Origin of the sequence: Belnapia arida (assembly GCF_016773205.1) — a bacterium.
GTDB classification, from domain to species: Bacteria; Pseudomonadota; Alphaproteobacteria; order Acetobacterales; family Acetobacteraceae; genus Belnapia; species Belnapia arida.
Genome location: NZ_JAETWB010000017.1, coordinates 59,944 through 78,410, shown reverse-complemented (window position 1 = coordinate 78,410; position 18,467 = coordinate 59,944). Strand labels below are relative to the sequence as shown.

Genomic DNA, 18,467 nt, shown 5'->3' with positions numbered 1-18,467 from the left:
CGAATCGGGACCGGATTCTGAGGTGACCCGCGGGTGACGCATGGCGTAGCCATCTTGAACGACCACCCAACCTTCGGCGCCGCACCATCCGGCCAGACGAATATCATAGGGACAGCGTTATCGGCGGTCCCGGCGCCTTCCTGGTCGTTGCCGAAGAGTTCAAGAGCTTCGGCGTTGCGGTGCGCTCGTCTCTCCTAGTTATGGCCGCCGTGATCACGGTCAAAAGCAGCAAGGTGGTAGTAATCCTCGGCTGATCCGCCCCCGCTCGCGCCCGAGATGCTGCTCCGAACCGACACGCCCTGAGCCGCGTGGCCCTGGGCAGTTCGCCACAGCCGCAGGCATGGCTGGGCTCCGCCGTGTAGGGACGTCGGCCTGACATGGTCGCAGAGGCGGAAACCGGCGCCCACCTCCGCCGTTGATTACGCCTCAGGGGCGCCGAACCGCAGAGACATGCGCCGCATTGGTTGGGGCTGAGACTGCGGGATGTTGCGTACGGAAATGCGGCGCAGGCGGCTGCTAATTAGGAGGCGAGAGTGCCGTACGACGGGAGCCAAGAGCATTCGGGCACATGCAGGGACAGAATGCCTCATCGAGGGACGTGGCGATTACGGCAGGACTCAGCTATGCCAGTGGAGAGCGACGTATTCGGCCGCTGGCTGCAGCACAGCCTCCACAAGGAGTTCGATGGCATCGCCGCCGAGCCGCTGCCCGCGGAGTGGCTGCGCTTAATTGAGGGGGTCACGCCTGGGCCGCGTGGATCCTGACGAACGGAAATGGCCGCACTGCGAGTGCCTGCACGCATCCGCTGTAGCGGCGCTCGCGAGGGCCAGAGACAAGTCGTCCGCTATCGACCGGACCCCGCCAACCCGTCCCCGTTTTGTTGGCTTCCATCGGCTCCTACGGAGGTGGTCATGTCAGGCATGGCAGGAACGACCTGTACGAGTGAGGGCGATGGTAGTGTTGCAATCAGCGGGACCGACCGGCTAATCGCCTCCGAAAAGGTTTAAGGAAACGCGGTCTACGACCGTCAGGCTAGCCGCCTCGGTTCGGTCCGCAACGTGATGCTCCACAAGTACTCGGGGCAGGTCGCCTACACAGTGTTGAACTTCGGCGGCCTCCTTGGGATTGGCGAGGGTTACCGCCCGGTGTCCTGGCGCCTGCTCATTCACGACACCAGCCTGGGCGGCTACGTAGTGGACATCACGCGCGAGCGACTCGAGCGCGCCAAGCTACGCGCACTTGGCACGTAAAAGTCCTGGAGAGCCGCTGCATCTCATAGCCGTAGCCGTCGTGCGTACACGACATCCTGCGTTTGCGGCGATTCGTGCACAACTCTCCTGAGCCTCCGTGATGCGCTCTCGGATGGAACGAGGCCGTGAAACCGTTCACATCCGCATTAAACCGGCACTGTCTGAGTTGGCCAATGTCACGTCGACTGCGTTGCGGTGCCATGAACGGAAACCATTCACTGCTGCGCTCCGAAGCCTTCAACGAGGCATTCGACGCGTTCGAAGACGCCTTCCTCAAGGCTTTGACAACACCCAACCCATTCGTCTTTGAGATGCACGACACCGTTCTGCGAGCCCTACGCGGAATGTGCGACGAGGACGCTGTTGCCAGGCTGCGTGAAGCAGAACTCAGCCTTTTGCAGCATGCGAGCGGCGAGAGGCCGCTCCACTCGTCAGAAGCCGAAAGGCTTATTATCGCATTGAATTCGCGAGACGCAGAAGCAGTGCAGAACGCGGTTCGGCGACACGGATTAAGCTTAGCGCGCCACGCGCATCACGCATTCTAACCTGGAGGCTTGGCTACCGGCGTGGTGCCAGGAGTTGCAGAGGAGGCACCGGTGCTTCTTTATTAAGGAACGGGCGCTTGGCTCTGTGGTGTTGGCCTTGGGCTGCGGCAGAAACAGCCAAAGATGCCACGAGCAGCGATACGCTTGCGGCAGCGCATAATCTCCCGTTCGCTCCGCGAAATCATCATTGCGCCGATTTTCCAGTGTGGTCTGGCAACTCCGCAAGGCAGGCGGCGGGAATGCAGAAGCTTTTGCGCGGCGGAATCGCCGATGTGGGCTGGCTACCGTCGTCGTAACACTGGGGCATTCCCCCATTGAGTAGGAGGATTCCCGGTCGTGCGTAGAGGTTTCGCATTCTCTTTGGCTGCATTGGCTTGGGTTCTTGGAGGTTGTGCAGAACTCAATCCACGGCCTGGCCCGATCCGCGCCATGGCTCCACGGCCGAATCCGCCATTAGCCAGGTCTGCAGCTTCCGCCACGTTCACCAGGGCTGCTCCTGTCGTAACATCAGCAATAGCAGCACCGGCATCTAGTTCTCAGCTTCGGGTGCGGCAAAACCGCTGGCTCACTCAATTCTGGGAGGAACTAACGCCAGCGCAGCGGCAGCGCATAACAATGCGCACACGTCGCGACATGCCCGCGGCAGACCAGCAGGCGATTGTAGCTTATTGGGACACGCTTGGTCTTGATGGGCGCGTTGAGTTAATCTTCGGAACCTCCCCACTGATGCGGCTGTCCTCTGTAGCCAAGCTCGATTGAGAGCTGGGACGAGCATGGCACCGAGCACAAACTCACCAAGTCCACGGTGAGCGCGCCGACTGCCATGAACCGCCGGGCTGGCCAGTCCCCATGTCTTGCGAGCACGAGGTCGAAGGCTAGCGACGCGAGGACGATTAGGAGGCCGCCGAGAGTGCAGTGGAACACCGCGAACAGCTTCTCGCCTGCCGTCCCGATTCTGTTCAGGCCACCCCCGAATCCTGTCGGTTGCCCTTGGACACGATGAGCATGTCGGCGTCCGGCAGCGGGCGCTGTAGCTTCCGGGCAATCTCCCAGGGCGCCTCGAGCCAAGTCTCCATCTCGTCCGGGGTGGCGAGCAGCACCGGCATGGCCTTGGGGTGGATGGGTCCGACCACGCCATTCGGGTCGCAGGTCAGGAAGCCATAGAGCTTGTGCTCGCCGTCCACAGGATTGGCCTTCGTGCCACGCACCCCAGTCCAAGTGGTCCAGATCCCGGCAAAGGCAAATAGGGGGCGCTCCGCTGATAGGGCGAACCACACCGGGGTTTTCTTCGGCTTGGTGTCCTCCCATTCGCAGAAGGAGGTCACCGGCACCAGGCAGCGATGCGCCGGGCTCAACCAGCGGCGCCAGTGCGGGCTGCGGGTGTTGCGGATGTTGGTGACCGGGGCGCCGCCGAACTGGATCGGCCCCGGCATGCCCCAGCGCATCATGGTGAGTTCGCGCTCACCGTCCTCCGCCTGCCGGACGACCGGCGCCATGGTGTCCGGGAAGATGCTGGGCAGCGGCGGCAAGTTGCCGGTCGTGTCTCTGGTCGCTCGCGCCAAGCCGAGGATGGCCCGCTGGTTACTGGTCATGCTGTAGAGGTTGCACATCGCCCGCGCCTCAAGTCCGCTTCTTCCGCGCCTTGGGCGTTGCGCCGGTCATCGCTGCCGTCCAGAACCCGGTCACCCGGTTGGCGCCCTCGCGCATGGCCGCCGAGTGCTGGCGCCTGACTTGGGCAGTCATGGTGCTGCGGGCGGCTCCGGCCCAGGCATTCGTGCCGCTCAGCATCATGCTCAGCAGCGGGTTCTTCTTCGTCCACAGGTTTGCCATGCTACCCTCCTGACCGGCCGAGGATGTGGCTCCCAAGCCCCATGCCGAACCAAGCGGAGTTACCAGTCACGGGTTGCCCCGTAAGCCCTTCTGTCCATGCAAGCCCTGTTCAGCAGGCATGGAGTTCTGGGAGTTGCAGGAGGGCTGTCCGATCCTGGCCCGAGTGCGTGGATCTGGCGGCGCAAGCCGCTACGGTCCCGCCGAGACGCTGTCCAGGTGGGGGGCGCAGCAGGCGCCCCGCCCGGCCGAGCCGTCCTTCGTCTCGGGCAAGTGGCGTCGCACCGCTCGCGCCGCCGCGGCGTTCCGGTCGGAGTGCAGCGCCGCTTCCCGCGAAGCCACCATCCGACTGGTCCATGCCGCCGATCGCGCTGAACGTCGTATGCCGCCCAGCGGGCACCGACCGGCTCGCGTCGCCGCCGTCCTCGAGATAATGGCGGGCTGCCTGTCCGCCGGACCCTGGGTGACGCCCCGCGAGCTCTGACCGCGAGGTCATTCCTGGCCCCAGGCCGCCCGAGCGCCGTCGGAGGGGCATCTTTGGCATCGAGCAGGCGGAACCGCTGTAACATATGAACAGTTAAGCACCTGTTCATGCGTGCCCTATGATGTCGGAAGCCAATGTGGCTGGACGTGCTCCTGTTCAACGTGCCGAGCCCGCTTGCCTGGCGCGCCACGCCTGCGGTCCCGCTCCGGGCCACGGTCGGGGTGTCCAGAGAGACCGGAGTTCCCCCCATGCCTCGCACTGTCCAACTCGCTCTTGGCAGCCTCGTCGTCGGTTGCTTGGTCCTGACCACCAAGTTCGCCGCCTGGTGGGTGACCGGCAGCGTTGCCCTCTACTCGGACGCGCTCGAGAGCATCATCAACGTGGCGGCGGCCGCCGCCGCCGTGGTAGCGCTGCGGGTCAGCGCCCTGCCGCCGGACGCGAACCACCCCTACGGCCACTACAAGGCGGAGTACTTTTCCGCCGTCATCGAGGGTGTCCTCGTCCTCGTGGCCGCCATGTCCATCCTGCGCGAGGCGTATCAAGGCTTCCTGAACCCGTCCCCGGTGGATGCGCCGCTGCTCGGCATGGCCATCAACGGGGTGGCGACGGTGATGAACGCCGCTTGGTCCTCAGTCCTGTTGCGCTTCGGTCGGCGCTGGCGCTCACCTGCCCTGACCGCCGACGGCAAGCATCTGCTGACCGACGTCTTCACCTCGGGCGGCGTCCTGGTCGGCTTCGCGCTGGTGCCGCTCACCGGGTGGGCTTGGCTCGACCCGGCGCTAGCGGCCGTCGTGGCCCTCAACATCCTCTGGACCGGCTGGGGCCTGGTCCGGGAATCGGTTGGTGGCCTGATGGACGCCGCCCCGGCTAAGGAGGTGCTCGACCGCATCCGGGCCGTTATCTCGGAGAATGCCGAAGGCGCCATCGAGGCGCACGACCTCCGGGTCCGGCACGCGGGCAGGGTGACCTTCATCGAGTTCCACCTCGTGGTCCCCCGCGAGATGCCGGTCGGCGAGGCGCACGACGTCTGCGACCGCGTCGAGCACGCGCTCCGCGAGGAAACCGGAGACGCCCTGATCACCATCCACCTCGAGCCGCCGCACAAGGCCAAGCAGTCGGGCGTGCTCGTCCTGCCCTGACCGGCATCCGAAGCCGCCGTTCAAGGCGGCCCTGGCCAAGCAGGACTCAGCTGGCGATGACGTTCTGCCCGACGCCGAGCGACTTCCGCTCCCTGGCATGGTCGAGGCTCCAGACGCCGCCGCCAGCCGCGGACATATAGAGGAACACGAAGCAGTAAAGGATGGCGGCGTCGCCGCCGTTCAGCACCGGGAACAGGTTCCGCGGCGCGTGGCCGATGAAGTAGGCGAAAGCCATTTCACCCGCGAGGAGGAACGCCACCGGCCGCGTGAAAAGACCGAGCAGCAGCAGGACCCCGCCGACAACCTCAATTACCGCCGCGAACCACAGCAGGGAGAAGGTCTCGGGTCCCATGCCGCTGGCGCGCGGCGGGAAACCGAACAGCTTTTGGGTGCCGTGCTCGAGAAAGATGAGCGCGGCGACGATGCGGAGCACGCTGAGCAGGCGGTGCGCTCACTCGACGGCGAGGGTCTGGGTCTTCAGCATGCTGCACTCCGGTTTGAAACGATGGTCGGCATCGGTTGACGGATCCCCTGGGTCTGGCGCTGGTCGCACGCTGAACCCCTGATGGTGGCCGGTCCTCGGATACCCCATGCTCGGCTGTTCGTCGCGGCTCGCGCGGGCGGCAGCCCAGGGCCGGGCTGAACCGATGGTCCGCAAGGACGTTTTTCCCACAAGCCCGCCCGGCTAGGCACAGCTGTGAAGCGGGCCGGAGAAACGCCGCCATGTCGGGCCTCAGGTTTACCTCCGCACTCGCCGGGGCGCTCGCCCTCGGCGCCTGCGCTGTCGCGCCGCCGACGGGTCCCAACGTCTGGATGGTTCCAGCGGAGGGGAAGAACCTTGCTCAGTTCCAGCAAGAGGACGCCGCCTGCCGCGGCCACGCGCAGCAGCAGATCGGCGGCTCGCCCCAGCAGGCGGCGAACCAGAGTGCGGTCGGCAGCGCCGCCGTGGGCACGGCGCTCGGCGCCAGTGCGGGTGCCCTGCTCGGGGCGGCGGGCGGCAATGCGGGGGCGGGGGCCGCGATCGGCGCCGGAGGCGGCCTGCTGGCGGGATCGGCCGTTGGCGCCGGGAACGCTCAGGCGTCGGCGGGCAGCCTGCAGCAGCGTTACGACGCGGCCTACGTTCAGTGCATGACCGCGAGCGGCAACAAGATGCCGACGACGGCGGCGAGCACGCCCTACCTTTATGCCCCGAACACCTACTACGGTGCCCCGTCCTACTGGGGCGCCCCGTCCTACGCTCCTTACTGGGGCGGCCCTGCCGTGTCGTTCGGCTTCTTCGGCGGCGGCTGGGGCCATCGCCACCACCATCACTTTGGCCACCGTCATCACTTCGGTGGCCACCACCACTTCGGCGGCCGCCATGGTGGCGGTGGCCGCCGTCACTAGGGCTGCGGATGGAATCGCCGATCTGCCCATGGCGCCCCAGCTGCGAGGTGGATGGGCGACGCCCAGGGTGCCGCCTGCACGGTCGGCAGGGTCATAAGGGCCCGCGCCTATCATCCTTCGTCCATTGGAGACGCGACTGGCGGCACCGTGGCGCGGCAGCAGCCCCGGCCTTCGGCATGCACGGGCGGGCACGGGACCGTGCCGTAGGAGCAGAACACGCAGCAGTCGCCCGGCTTTGGGCGGAGCAGCCTTCCGCATCCCGTGCAATTGTAGAAAAACTGGCAGGCGTCGGTCGGCATGGTCTCAGTCTTTGCGGTGCCGCAGACCGGGCAGGTGATGGTCGATTCTAGGATCACCGGTCATCCTTGAAGCGGAACCGGTGCCCGAGGAGGCGCAGGGCGTTGATCGTCACCAGCACCGTGGCACCCGTGTCAGCGAGGACGGCGGGCCACAGACCGGTGACGCCGATGACCGTCGTCACCAGGAAGACCGCCTTCAGACCGAGTGCGATGGCCACGTTCTGATGGATGTTCGCCAGCGTCGCGCGCGACAGCCCAACTAAGGCAGCGACGTCCACGACGCGGCTGTTCAGCAGCGCGGCGTCGGCGGTCTCGAGCGCCACGTCGGTCCCGCCACCCATGGCAATGCCGACCGACGCGGCGGCCAGCGCGGGGGCGTCGTTGATGCCGTCGCCAACCATGGCCACCGGCGCCCTCTCCTTCAGGACACCAATTTCGCGTAGCTTGTCCTCTGGCAGCAAGCCCGCCTGCACATCGAGGCCGAGCGCGGCGGCGATGGCCTTGCCGGTTCGCGGATTGTCCCCTGTCAGCATCACTGGCCGCACTCCGAAGTCGCGCAGCGCCCGAATGCCAGCGGCAGCGTCGGCGCGAGGCTCGTCGCGGACGGCGACTAGGCCGATGGGGCTGCCGTCCACGGATACGACGACCACCGTTTTTCCTTCGCCCTCCCACCCGCCCACCGCCTGCTTCACGTCGGCTGGGAGCGGCGCCTGTGCGCTCGCATGTGAGGGCGAGCCGACGCTGACCTGCTTGCCGGTGACGACGGCCTCGACGGCCTTGCCGGGAATGGTCCGCGAGTCTTTTGCAGGGCGCAGCGGGATGCCGTCCGCTGCCGCTCGCTCAAGAATGGCGCGGCCGAGCGGGTGGCTGGACCCGTTCTCCACGGCAGCGGCGAGGCCGAGCATGGTACGCTCGGAGCCGGTCAGCACCAGGACGTCGGTAACGCGCGGGCGCCCCTCGGTCAGGGTACCGGTCTTGTCGAAAGCAACCGTGCGGACGCGGCCGATGGTCTCCAGGGCGCCGCCGCCCTTCACGAGCAGGCCGCGCCGGGCACCGACCGCTAGGCCGGAGGCGATGGCCGCGGGTGTTGAGAGGATGAGAGCGCAGGGGCAGGCCACCAGCAGCAGCGCCAGCCCGCGGTAGACCCAGGTGTCCCAGTCAGCACCGAGGAGGAGCGGCGGCGCCACGGCGACCAAGGCCGCGATGGAGACGGCAATAGGCGTGTAGACGGCAGAGAAGCGTTCGATGAAGCGGGCGGTGGGCGCCTTGGCTTCTTGGGCCTCCTCCACCAAGCGGATGATGCGGGCGATGGTGTTGTCCGAGGCAGGCTTCGTCACCCGGACCTGAAGCGCGCCCGAGGCATTGACGCTACCCGCGAAGACCGGGGTGCCCTCAGCCTTGGACACCGGCACGGATTCGCCGGTGACGGGACTCTCGTCCACCTCGGACGCGCCCTCGACCACTTCGCCATCCGCAGAGACGCGGTCGCCTGGGCGGACCAGCACGAGGTCGCCCACCTTCAGCCTGGCAGCGGACACCTCTCGCGCCGTGCCGTTCTCAACGAGCAGCGCCGTCTTCGGCACCAGGGCACCGAGCGCTTCGATGCCCGCCCGCGCCCGACCGGCCGCGACGCCCTCGAGGAGCTCGCCGATGGTGAACAGGAAGACCACAACCGCCGCCTCGGAGGCAGCGCCGATAGCAATGGCGCCGACCGTGGCAATCGACATCAGCATCTCGATGCTGAAGGGCGACCCGGCACGCGCTGCGGCGATCGCCTTCCGGCCGAAGAATGCGAGGCCGAACAGGGCGGCGGGCAGGTAGGCCCAATGGTCCAGGGCGGGGGCGACGAGCGAGGCGGCGAACCCGACCGCGGTCAGCCCACCGAGCACGGCGGCCAGCTGGGCCTTGGCGCCCCTCCACCAGCGCTGGCGGACAGGACTGCGGACCTCGGGCTCGGCGGCGCCCGGTTCACCCGCAATGACCCGTGGCCCCTCAACCGGCGCGATGGCGTAGCCGAGCTTGCGGACCTGGTCCTCGATGGCCGATCGGGGCGTGGCTGCCTCGTCCAGCCGGAAGGCCAGGATCTGGGTGCCGTAGTTGACCCGGATGTCCTCGGCGCCCGCCACCCGGCCGACAGCCGTCTCGATCTTCGAGGCGCAGGAGGGGCAATCCATGCCCTCGACCCGGTACCGCAGGGTCGCTGGGGACCTCGCGTCCACCTCAACCAGTTCGCCGTCCGCCATCGCCACCATCCCGTTCTCGGGTTGCCCTGGGTTGCGCCAGGGGAGCATGGCGCCTCATATGGACCCTGTGGCCGCTACAGGGTCAAGGTCATGCCGTCGGAAATCTCATTCAGCATCGGCGACCTGGCGAAGGCGACCGGCACCAAAGTAGAGACGATTCGCTGGTACGAGCGGGTCGGTGTCCTCGCGGCGCCTGAGCGGACCTCTGGGAACTACCGGGCCTACGGGGCGGAGCATCTGGAGCGGCTGAGCTTCGTTCGGCGTGCCCGAGACCTCGGGTTCTCGCTCGACCAGGTGCGCGACCTGCTCCAGCTCGCCGACGACCGAAACCAGCCCTGCGACGCCGTGGACCGGGTGGCCCGCGAGCACCTGGAGAAGGTCGAGCGCAAGATTGCCGACCTCGAGGCGCTCCGGCATGAACTGCGGGACCTCATCGGCCAGTGCCGTCACGGTACCGTCGCCGAGTGCCGCATCGTGCAGGCGTTGTCACCGCAGTTTGGCCCAGCGGGTATCTCCCGGAGGGCGTGACGCCGCTGAGGGGTGGCATGGCTGGCGTCTGCCTGACGCTTCTCCGGCTGAGAGAGATGTATTGCGAGTAACCGGCCGCCTACAAACCCGGGTGCAAGCGCGCTGCCTGCTTGGCAATGACATTGCCGACCCTTTGGTAACGCTACAGGAACTTAACCTCACATCCATCGACGCCCCTCATCGCTCCCGCTTCATTGCCGCGCCCGTCGTCATCCAAGCGGCCACGGGCACAGGCAAGCCGCACGGGGGCAGACATGGCAGACATGGAATCCGGAACATCCCAGCCAGTGGGCGACGACGCCGCGAGCGGCTCGGGACCGATCAAGAACATCATCGTCATGGTTGCCGATGGCGGTGGCTTCAATACGCTCGAGGCCACCCGCCAGTACCTGGGGGACGCACGAGGCGGTCCGGTCGGCGAGCTTGCCATTGACGGGGATGGGTTCGTCGAGGTGGCGCAATCGGTTTACCCGCTCGACACACGCAGCGAGCCGCTCCCGGCCCCTGCCGGTCTCCTCCAGAACCCCGCGACCGTCTACTCTCCGGAGCAGAACTACGACTTCACCCCCGTCGAGGGGGAGAACGCCGACGGCTTCACGCGCGGCTTCGACGGATACGACTGGAACCGGGGCACGGCGCCGGATTCTGCGAACACGATGACCTCGATGATGACCGGGGTGAAGACCTACAACAACGCGGTCAACGTGGACGGCGCCGGTGACCCGCTACTCACTCTGGCCGAGGCCGCCAACGCCGAGGGCAAGGCGACCGGCGTGGTCTCCACCGTCCAGTTCAGCGACGCGACGCCCGCCGCGGGCGGCGGGGCGCACAACGTCGCGCGGTCCAATCGCACCGAGATCGCTGAGGAGATGTTCAAGGCCGGTGTCCTCGACGTCATCGGCGGCACCGGCAACCCGGACTACGACGACGACGGTCAGCCAGTTGCCGAGGCCCGCTACGACTGGGTCGGCGAGGACGTCTGGACGGCCCTCAAGGACGGCACCTTCCGGTCGGACGACGGCTCCTCCTGGGAGCTCCTGCAGGACCGCGCCGACATCCAGGCGGCTGGGTCGGGCGACCCGACGGACGACCGGCTGGCGATGATCGCCCAGGCGTTCACCGGCACCAACTTCTACCGCGCGGACGGCGACCCTGAGAACGAGAAGCCGTATGACGTTCCCCGCCTGGAGAGCTCGCCGACGTTGACTGAACTGTCGCAGGCGGCGCTCAACAAGCTCGGCACCGATGACGACGGCTTCTACCTCACCATCGAAGGCGGCGGCGTGGACCGGGCGATGCACGGCAACAACTTCGGCCGAATGATCGAGGAGTACGTCGATTTCGACGCCGCCGTGAAGTCAACCATCGACTGGGTCAACTCGGAGGAGAGCGCGGCGACGTTCGAGGACACGCTGCTCATCGTCACCGCCGACCACGACCACCTGCTGTTTGGGCCGGAGGGCGAGACCATCCCCTACCAGCGCGTCCAGGAGGACCGCGACGGCGACGGCGTGCCCGAGTATCAGTGGTTTGGCGACAGCCACTCGAACCAACTCGTGCCGCTCTACGCCTTCGGCGCCGGTGCGGAGGGTGTGGCCGCCCTTGCTGATCAGAAGGACGCCGTCCTCGACGCGGACGGCAACCGGGTTGCGGGCAGCGGCCGTGACTACACCGACCAGGCCGAGCTCGGCGCTTACCTGCTGGACCAGGTCGGCGAGGACGGGACTGACGAGCCGGTCGCGCCGCAGGAGCCGGTGGACTGGAACGCCCTCGCGGCTCAGGTCCTCGCCAACTACGAGGCCACCGGGAACTGGTATCTCTGACCACTGAACCGGGATGCTTGGCGGTCGACGGACCGCCAGGCACTCTGGGCCTCCGTCCGTTCGGGCAGTTGGCGCCCCCTTGGCATGACACCGGCGCCACTTGAAGGCGGGCACCCTCTACCTTACCATTTGGTCACGTTGGTGGAGGTCAGTCGGCTTGGACCGCAGGTTGTTGCTCGCTGGCGGCTTAGCGCCGATCCTGGTTTGGGCCGCGGGTGCGCGCGCCCAGGGCTCTGGACACGGGCACGCGCACAGCGGGAACGAGGTAAAGATCGGCCGCCACGAGGTCGAGCTGACTGTTCGTGGTGCCGAGGCCACCCTATTGGTCCGGGACGAGCGGGACCAGCCTGTGGACGCGGCCTCCTATAGCGCGTCCGCCGTAGTGCTGGCCCGTGGCAATGAGCGCCGTACGCTCGAGTTCCGCCCGGCGGGTGCCAACCGAATGGTGGCGCCGGTGGACTTCCCCTTCGACGGCAAGTTCCGGGCGACAGTGACCCTGCGCGGCCCCGGCGGCGACCTCGGAACCGGCCGCTTCAACCTCGACCCGGTGCGCTGAGGCGGGCCGACCATGAACCTGGGCACAAGCAGGATGAGGCTGGTGAAGGGGTGGGCGGTCATCGCCCGCCTTCTCGCCGTCGCCTTCCTGCTCGCCTCCCTGCTGGTGCCATCCGCCGCCGACGCCGTTCCCTCCGGCGCCGAACCGGTGACGGTGGCCGCGTCGACCGCCGCGGACCAGGACGGTGGTCTGGACACGCCGTCGCGCCCGCACGGCATCCTTCACTCGGGCGCCCACTGCGCCTGCCAGTTGGCGGACCGCCTGGCACCACCGCTGGCCGTCGCACCCATCGCCTTCATCATCGTGGGCCACCCGGCTTACACGACACGCGCCCACGCCTCGCTTGAGGCGCCCCCGCCAGCACGCCCACCGCGGGCCTGACCGAAGCAGAGCCGTCATAGCCACCGTGCCCTGGACAGACCGGGGACGGCGGCACGCCTCGTATTCAGTCAGTCCCGGGTGCCATGCCGATTCATCTCCGTTGCCGATTTCTGCTCGCCTTGGTGGGCGCGGCGATCCTCGCCACGACCGCCACTCCGTCCGACGCGGCCGACCCTCCGGCACGCCACCGGGTGGCGCAGGCGGCCCCTGCCCGGGTGGCGTCGCCTCCCACTGAAGCGGGAACCGCGCTCCTGGTGACTTCGCCCGAGCAGGCGGTCGCGCTCGCCCTGGCGCGCGCGCCCATCCTGCGCAGCGCGGAGGCCGGAAGGCAGGCGGCGCAGGGTGACCGGGTGACAGCCGGGCTGCGCCCGAACCCAGACTTCTCCTTCAACGCCGAGAACATCGGCGGCAGCGGATCCTACGGCGGCATCCGTTCCCTCGAGACCACCTACAGCCTGTCCCAGCGCATCGAGACCGGTGGCAAGCGGCAGGCGCGCATGACGGCCGCGGACCGCGCCGTGGCGCTGACCAGCCTCGATGTCGAGGCCGTGCGCCTGGACTTGGCGCGCGAGGTGGTCCGGGCCTTGGCCGAGGCGGTGGCGTCTGGCCGAGCGGTGGAGATCGCCCGCGAGCGGGTGCGCCTGGCCGACGAGGTGCTGCGCGCGACCCGCGCCAGGGTCGAGGCCGGGCGCGAGGCGTTCCCGCAGCAGCGCCGCGCCGAGGTCGCGCGGGAGACCGCCGCGGTCTTCGCCGAGCGCTCGCAACGGGAGGCGGGGTCGGCACTTCGCGCCCTCTCGGTGCTTCTGGCGACGTTGGGGGTCGACGTCATGCCCGCCCGGGCAGCGTGGTTCGACGACCTCGGCCCGCGCCCCGAGCCTGCCCGGGCGGCGGCCTTGCCGCCGGGGCAACTCGACCGCACCCGGCTGGACGCGCTCATCGACCAGCGTCGCGCCGAGTTGGACCTGCAGCGCCGCAACGCCATCCCGGACGTCGCCGTGGGTGGTGGCGTCCGGCGGTTCCGGGAAGCGAGCGGGGACACCGCCTTCGTGCTCGGCCTCAGCGTGCCGTTGCCCATCTTCGACAGGAACCAGGGCAACATCCTCCGGGCCGGTGCCGAGTTGAACCGGGCTGAGGCGGAGGCCGAGCGCGGTCGGCTTTACCTCGACGCATCCCTGGCCAACGCTGAGCGGCGCTTGGACCAGGCGTGGCGCGCTGCGGACTCGCTCCGCCGTGTCGTCCTGCCAGCCGCCGGGGAGGCCGCCGCCTCGGCCCGGGAAGGGTACGCTGGGGGCAAGTTCTCGCTGCTCGAGGTGCTCGACGCCCAGCGCGCCCTGTCCGACGCCCGCGAGCAACTCAACGCCGCCCTGCTCGAGGTGCAGCAGGTCCGCGCCGACATCGCCCGGCTGCGCGGCCGCGCGACCGTCCCCGTTTCGGCTCCTGATCCTTCAGCGAGGCAGTGACCATGAAGTACATCCTCGGCTTCCTCGCCGGTATCGTGGTGGCCCTTGGCGGCGCCGTGCTGTTGCCCAGCGTTCCCGCCACGCTGCGGTCCAGTCTCGGCCTTGCTCCAGCGGTTGAGATGGCAGCTCCAACCCGTGCCGCCGAGCATGCCGAAGGCAAGGGCCACGCCCACAGTCCGGGGGAGGAACACGGCGACGAGGCCCCCGAAGGCACCCTCCGCATGACGGAGCAGCAAATCGCGGGCGCCAAGATCGAGGTGGCGGAGGCGGGCCCCGGCTCCGTGGCGCGACGGGTTTCACTGCCGGGGACCGTGGCCGCGAACGCCGAACGACTGGCCCATGTCCCCGCCCGGGTGGCGGGTATCGTCACCGCCCTGAACCGGCGCCTTGGCGACACGGTCGCGGCGGGCGAGGTGCTGGCAGTGGTCGAGAGTGCCGAGATCGCCACCGCGAAAGGGGAGTACCTGGCCGCGCTGCGCACCACCGAACTCGCCCGCGTCACCTTCGAGCGCGAGCAGCGACTATGGCAACGCCGGATCTCCGCCGAGCAGGACTTCCTTAAGGCGCGGACCGACTGGCAGGAAGCGCAGATCCGCCTCGACCTCGCCCGCCAGAAGCTGGCCGCCATCGGCCTCGGCGGGGCCGAGATCGAGGCTCTGCCGCGCCAGCCCATCGAGGCACTCAGGCGCCAGGAGGTTCACGCGCCCATCGGGGGGCGGATCACCGCCCGCCCCAAGATGCTCGGCGATGCGGTATCGGCCGAAGCCGAGGTCTACACGCTCGCCGACCTGTCAACCGTCTGGGTGGAGATGGCGGTGCCACCGGGCGACCTGTCCTTCGTGAAGGAGGGCATGCCGGTCCGCATCCGAGGCGAGGGCGAGGTGCGCGGCGAGGGCCGTATCGTCTTTCTCAGCCCAGTGCTGGACCCGGAGACGCGTTCGGCCCGCGCCGTGGTCGAGGTGCCGAATCCGGACGGCGCCTTCCGGCCCGGCGGCTTCGCCACCGCCGAGGTCGCCAGCGAGGAGCAGCGTGTCGATGTGCTGGTGCCCCGCAGCGCGGTTCAGGAGATCGAGGGCGAGACCGTCGTCTTCGTCCGCACGCCCGAGGGTTTCGAAAGGCGCGAGGTGGTGCTCGGCCGCGGGGACCAAGAGGGCGTCGAGGTGGTCTTCGGCCTCGATGCGGGTGAGCGCTACGCCGCCGCGAACACCTTCGTCCTCAAGGCCGAACTCGGGAAATCCGAAGCCGAGCACTCGCACTAGGGCTGCAGCACATGATCGCACGCATCCTCGACTTCTCGGTCCACCAGCGCTGGCTCGTTGTCCTGCTGGTGGCTGCCGCCGCGGCATTCGGCCTACGTTCGCTGCAGTCGCTGCCCATCGACGCGGTGCCGGACATCACCAACAACCAAGTGCAGATCAACACCCTGGCGCCCGCCCTCTCGCCCTATGAGGTCGAGAAACAGGTCACATTCCCGGTCGAGACCGCACTGGCGGGCATCCGCGGGCTGCAGTCCACGCGCTCGCTCTCGCGGAACGGCTTCAGCCAGGTCGTCGCCATCTTCCGCGACGACGTGGACATCTACTACGCGCGCCAGCAGGTGCTGGAGCGGCTGACCGAAGCGCGTGAGCTGCTGCCGCCCGGCGCCGAGCCGCGCATGGGCCCGATCTCGACCGGCCTCGGTGAGGTCTACATGTGGACCGTGGACTGGGCGCCCCGGAAAGAGGGCGACACCGTACGCGACGGCAGACCGGGTTGGCAGGCGGACGGGAGCTATCTGACTCCCGAAGGACAGCGCCTCGCCACGGAGCTAGAGCGAACGGCCTACCTTCGCACCCTGCAGGACTGGGTCATCCGGCCGCAGCTCCGGAACGTGCCGGGCGTGGCGGGTGTGGACGCCATCGGCGGGTTCGTGAAGCAGTACCACGTCCAGCCCGACCCGGCCCGGCTGATCGGACTCGGCCTGTCCTTCGCCGACGTGGCGGAGGCACTCGAGCGCAACAACGCCAGCCGCGGCGCAGGCTACCTCGAGCGTGGCGGCGAGGGCTACGTCGTCCGCTCGGGCGGACGTCTGGAGACCCTGGACGACATCGGCAACGTGGTGGTGGCGACCCGCGAGGGTGTGCCGCTGCGGGTGCGCGACATCGCCCGGGTCGAGGTCGGGCGGGAGTTGCGGACCGGCAGCGCCAGCGCGGACGGGAAGGAGGCGGTGGTCGGCACCGCGCTGATGCTGATCGGTGAGAACAGCCGCACGGTCGCCGCGGCGGTGGATGCCAAGGTGAAGGAGATTGCCCGCAGCCTGCCGCCCGGCGTCCAGCTGCGCACCGTTCTCAACCGCACTGAGCTAGTCGACGCCACTATACACACGGTGGCCAAGAACCTCGCCGAGGGCGCGCTGCTGGTCGTGGTCGTGCTGTTCCTGCTGCTCGGCAACCTGCGGGCGGCGGTGGTCACCGCGCTCGTCATCCCCGTGACCATGCTGTTGACCGCGACCGGCATGCTGGAGGGCGGCATCAGCGCCAACCTGATGAGCCTCGGCGCGCTCGACTTTGGCCTCATCGTGGACGGCGCCGTCATCATCGCCGAGAACAGCCTGCGCCACCTGGCGGGGCGGCAGCACGCGCTCGGGCGCGCCCTTTCCCTGGAGGAGCGCCTCCGGACGGTGGCCGCCTCGGCCCGGGAGATGATCCGGCCATCGGTGTTCGGCCAAGGAATCATCATCCTGGTTTACGTGCCGCTGCTCACCTTTCAGGGCGTCGAGGGCAAGATGTTCGCGCCCATGGCGTTGACCGTCATCATCGCGCTGGCGGTAGCCTTCGTCCTCTCGCTGACCTTCGTCCCCGCAATGGTGGCGCTGGTCGTGACCGGCAAGGTGCAGGAGAAGGACAACTGGCTGGTGCTGGCCCTCAAGCGCGCCTACGCCCCGACCTTGCGTTTGGCCCTGCGGCGCCCGTTGCCGGTCATCGGCGCCTCGGCGCTGCTCTTCGTCGGCTCGCTTCTTCTCGGCGCCCGGCTCGGCTCGGAGTTCATCCCGCAGCTCGACGAGGGCAACATCGCCATGCACGCGCTGCGCATCCCCTCGACCTCCCTGACCCAGTCGCAGGCGATGCAGCTCCGGGTCGAGGACGCGGTCTCCCGCTTTCCCGAAGCCGCAGTGGTTTTCTCGAGAACCGGCACGGCGGAGGTGGCGGCCGACCCGATGCCGGTCAACGTCTCGGACGCCTTCATCATCCTGAAGCCGCGCGACCAGTGGCCCGACCCGACACTGCCCAAGGAGGAGCTGGTGCGGCGTATCGAGGAGGCCGTGGGACAACTGCCCGGCAACAACTACGAATTCACCCAGCCCATTCAGATGCGTTTCAACGAGCTGCTGGCGGGCACACGCGGCGACCTCGCCGTAAAGGTTTTCGGCGAAGAGTTCGGGCCGATGCTCGCGGCCGCCAACCAAGTCGCGGGCATCCTGCGCGGCGTGGCGGGCGCCGAGGACGTTCGGGTTGAGCAGGCGACCGGGCTGCCCTTCCTCGAGATCACCGTTGACAAGGGCGAGATCGCGCGGCGCGGGCTCAGCCTGAGCGCGGTGCAGGAGGTCATCGGCACAGCCATCGGCGGGCGGGAGGCGGGATGGGTTTTCGAGGGTGACCGCCGCTTTGCCATTGTCGTCCGGGTGCCGGAGGCGGTGCGCGCCGACTTCGAGGCCCTGCGTAACCTGCCGGTGGCCCTGCCCGGGGAGACCCGCGCGGGTGGTGCCGCCACGGTGCCGCTCCGCAGCCTCGCCTCCTTCCGCCTGACCGAGGGTCCGAACCAGGTCAGCCGCGAGAACGGCAGGCGCCGCGTCGTGGTCACCGCCAACGTCCGCGGGCGCGACATCGCCTCCGTGGTGGCCGAGGCGCAGGCGCGGGTGGAGCGTGAGGTCCGGCCGCCGCCCGGCTACTTCGTCACCTGGGGCGGGCAGTTCGAGAACCTGGATGCGGCGCGCACCCGGCTGATGGTGGTGGTGCCCGGGGTCTTCTTCCTGGTTTTCCTGCTGCTCTACACGGCGCTCGGATCGCCGCGCGACGCCCTGCTGGTGTTCAGCGCGGTGCCCCTGGCGCTGACCGGCGGCATCGCCTTGCTCTGGTTGCGTGGCATGCCGCTGTCGGTCTCAGCGGCGGTCGGCTTCATCGCGCTCTCGGGCGTGGCGGTGCTGAATGGCCTGGTCATGCTGAACCACATCAAGCAGCTGCGCGGCGAGGGGCTGGGCCGGGACGAGGCCATCCGGCAGGGGGCGATGGACCGGCTGCGGCCGGTGGCGATGACCGCGCTCGTCGCCTCGCTCGGCTTCGTGCCGATGGCGATTGCCACCGGGGCGGGCGCCGAGGTCCAGAAGCCGATCGCCACGGTGGTCATCGGTGGCCTGATTACCGCGACCTTGCTCACCCTGATGGTGCTCCCCGCCCTCTACGCCCGGTTCGGCAGCGCCGATGCGCCGCCGGAGGATGCGGGGCTACGGCCCGTGCCGGAACCCGAGGTCGCCGCGCGGGCGGGCCGTCCCGCCCCGGCCAGATAAGCG

Annotated in this window: 17 protein-coding genes and 1 pseudogene; 13 read left to right on the top strand and 5 right to left on the bottom strand. The window is 68.6% G+C overall.

Going from position 1 to position 18,467, the window contains the following annotated elements:
- Positions 1–86 precede the first annotated feature (86 nt).
- The 4 genes and pseudogenes from JMJ56_RS22570 to JMJ56_RS22555 all read left to right on the top strand — a co-directional run bounded on the left by JMJ56_RS22570 (position 87) and on the right by JMJ56_RS22555 (position 1,795).
- Positions 87–254 carry a DUF1194 domain-containing protein gene (locus JMJ56_RS22570; protein ID WP_202834055.1) on the top strand — a complete coding sequence of 56 codons (168 nt, stop codon included), beginning with the start codon at positions 87–89 and terminating at the stop codon, positions 252–254.
- A gap of 369 nt (positions 255–623) precedes the next feature.
- Positions 624–764 (top strand): hypothetical protein, encoded by a 141-nt coding sequence (locus JMJ56_RS22565; protein WP_236038274.1) that lies wholly within the window; start codon positions 624–626, stop codon positions 762–764.
- A 255-nt stretch (positions 765–1,019) separates the two neighbouring features.
- Positions 1,020–1,250: pseudogene (locus JMJ56_RS35590) on the top strand (PRC-barrel domain-containing protein); the annotation flags it as partial.
- 173 nt (positions 1,251–1,423) lie between these two features.
- Complete coding sequence (locus JMJ56_RS22555; RefSeq protein ID WP_236038272.1) at positions 1,424–1,795, top strand: hypothetical protein; 372 nt, start codon at positions 1,424–1,426, stop codon at positions 1,793–1,795.
- Positions 1,796–2,754: 959 nt separating this feature from the next.
- Here the strand turns inward: JMJ56_RS22555 and JMJ56_RS22550 are convergent.
- A complete protein-coding gene (locus tag JMJ56_RS22550) occupies positions 2,755–3,405 on the bottom strand; it encodes an SOS response-associated peptidase (RefSeq protein WP_202834026.1) in 651 nt (216 codons plus the stop codon).
- Positions 3,406–3,415: 10 nt separating this feature from the next.
- Positions 3,416–3,625 carry a hypothetical protein gene (locus JMJ56_RS22545; protein WP_202834025.1) on the bottom strand — a complete coding sequence of 70 codons (210 nt, stop codon included), beginning with the start codon at positions 3,623–3,625 and terminating at the stop codon, positions 3,416–3,418.
- A 729-nt stretch (positions 3,626–4,354) separates the two neighbouring features.
- Between JMJ56_RS22545 and JMJ56_RS22540 the strand changes: the two genes are divergently transcribed.
- A complete protein-coding gene (locus JMJ56_RS22540; protein WP_202834024.1) occupies positions 4,355–5,245 on the top strand; it encodes a cation diffusion facilitator family transporter in 891 nt (296 codons plus the stop codon).
- Positions 5,246–5,291: 46 nt separating this feature from the next.
- Here JMJ56_RS22540 and JMJ56_RS22535 read toward each other — a convergent pair whose 3' ends face one another.
- Positions 5,292–5,678: a DoxX family protein gene (locus JMJ56_RS22535; RefSeq protein WP_407927936.1), complete on the bottom strand. Its 387-nt coding sequence runs from the start codon at positions 5,676–5,678 to the stop codon at positions 5,292–5,294.
- Positions 5,679–5,968: 290 nt separating this feature from the next.
- On the opposite strand from JMJ56_RS22535, the gene JMJ56_RS22530 reads away from it, so the two are divergent.
- On the top strand, positions 5,969–6,631 hold the full coding sequence (locus tag JMJ56_RS22530) for a glycine zipper family protein (protein ID WP_202834023.1): 663 nt from the start codon (positions 5,969–5,971) through the stop codon (positions 6,629–6,631).
- 110 nt (positions 6,632–6,741) lie between these two features.
- On the opposite strand, the gene JMJ56_RS35355 is transcribed toward JMJ56_RS22530, so the two are convergent.
- The gene (locus JMJ56_RS35355; protein ID WP_328702452.1) at positions 6,742–6,987 is read right to left on the bottom strand and encodes a GDCCVxC domain-containing (seleno)protein; all 246 of its coding nucleotides are present in this window, start codon (positions 6,985–6,987) and stop codon (positions 6,742–6,744) included.
- A complete protein-coding gene (locus JMJ56_RS22525; protein ID WP_456318798.1) occupies positions 6,984–9,173 on the bottom strand; it encodes a heavy metal translocating P-type ATPase in 2,190 nt (729 codons plus the stop codon). The genes JMJ56_RS35355 and JMJ56_RS22525 overlap by 4 nt, the downstream gene beginning before the upstream one ends.
- A gap of 90 nt (positions 9,174–9,263) precedes the next feature.
- On the opposite strand from JMJ56_RS22525, the gene JMJ56_RS22520 reads away from it, so the two are divergent.
- The 7 genes from JMJ56_RS22520 to JMJ56_RS22490 all read left to right on the top strand — a co-directional run bounded on the left by JMJ56_RS22520 (position 9,264) and on the right by JMJ56_RS22490 (position 18,464).
- Entirely contained in the window at positions 9,264–9,701 is a 438-nt protein-coding gene (locus JMJ56_RS22520) for a MerR family transcriptional regulator (protein WP_202834022.1), read from the top strand.
- Between the two features lie 254 nt (positions 9,702–9,955).
- Complete coding sequence (locus JMJ56_RS22515) at positions 9,956–11,524, top strand: alkaline phosphatase (protein WP_202834021.1); 1,569 nt, start codon at positions 9,956–9,958, stop codon at positions 11,522–11,524.
- A gap of 157 nt (positions 11,525–11,681) precedes the next feature.
- Positions 11,682–12,080, top strand: a complete 399-nt coding sequence (locus JMJ56_RS22510) for a hypothetical protein (RefSeq protein WP_202834020.1) — start codon at positions 11,682–11,684, stop codon at positions 12,078–12,080.
- A gap of 12 nt (positions 12,081–12,092) precedes the next feature.
- Positions 12,093–12,461 carry a hypothetical protein gene (locus JMJ56_RS22505; protein WP_202834019.1) on the top strand — a complete coding sequence of 123 codons (369 nt, stop codon included), beginning with the start codon at positions 12,093–12,095 and terminating at the stop codon, positions 12,459–12,461.
- Between the two features lie 254 nt (positions 12,462–12,715).
- Complete coding sequence (locus JMJ56_RS22500) at positions 12,716–13,921, top strand: TolC family protein (RefSeq protein WP_202834018.1); 1,206 nt, start codon at positions 12,716–12,718, stop codon at positions 13,919–13,921.
- A 2-nt stretch (positions 13,922–13,923) separates the two neighbouring features.
- Positions 13,924–15,180 (top strand): efflux RND transporter periplasmic adaptor subunit, encoded by a 1,257-nt coding sequence (locus JMJ56_RS22495; protein WP_202834017.1) that lies wholly within the window; start codon positions 13,924–13,926, stop codon positions 15,178–15,180.
- An 11-nt stretch (positions 15,181–15,191) separates the two neighbouring features.
- The gene (locus JMJ56_RS22490) at positions 15,192–18,464 is read left to right on the top strand and encodes an efflux RND transporter permease subunit (protein WP_202834016.1); all 3,273 of its coding nucleotides are present in this window, start codon (positions 15,192–15,194) and stop codon (positions 18,462–18,464) included.
- Positions 18,465–18,467 lie beyond the last annotated feature (3 nt).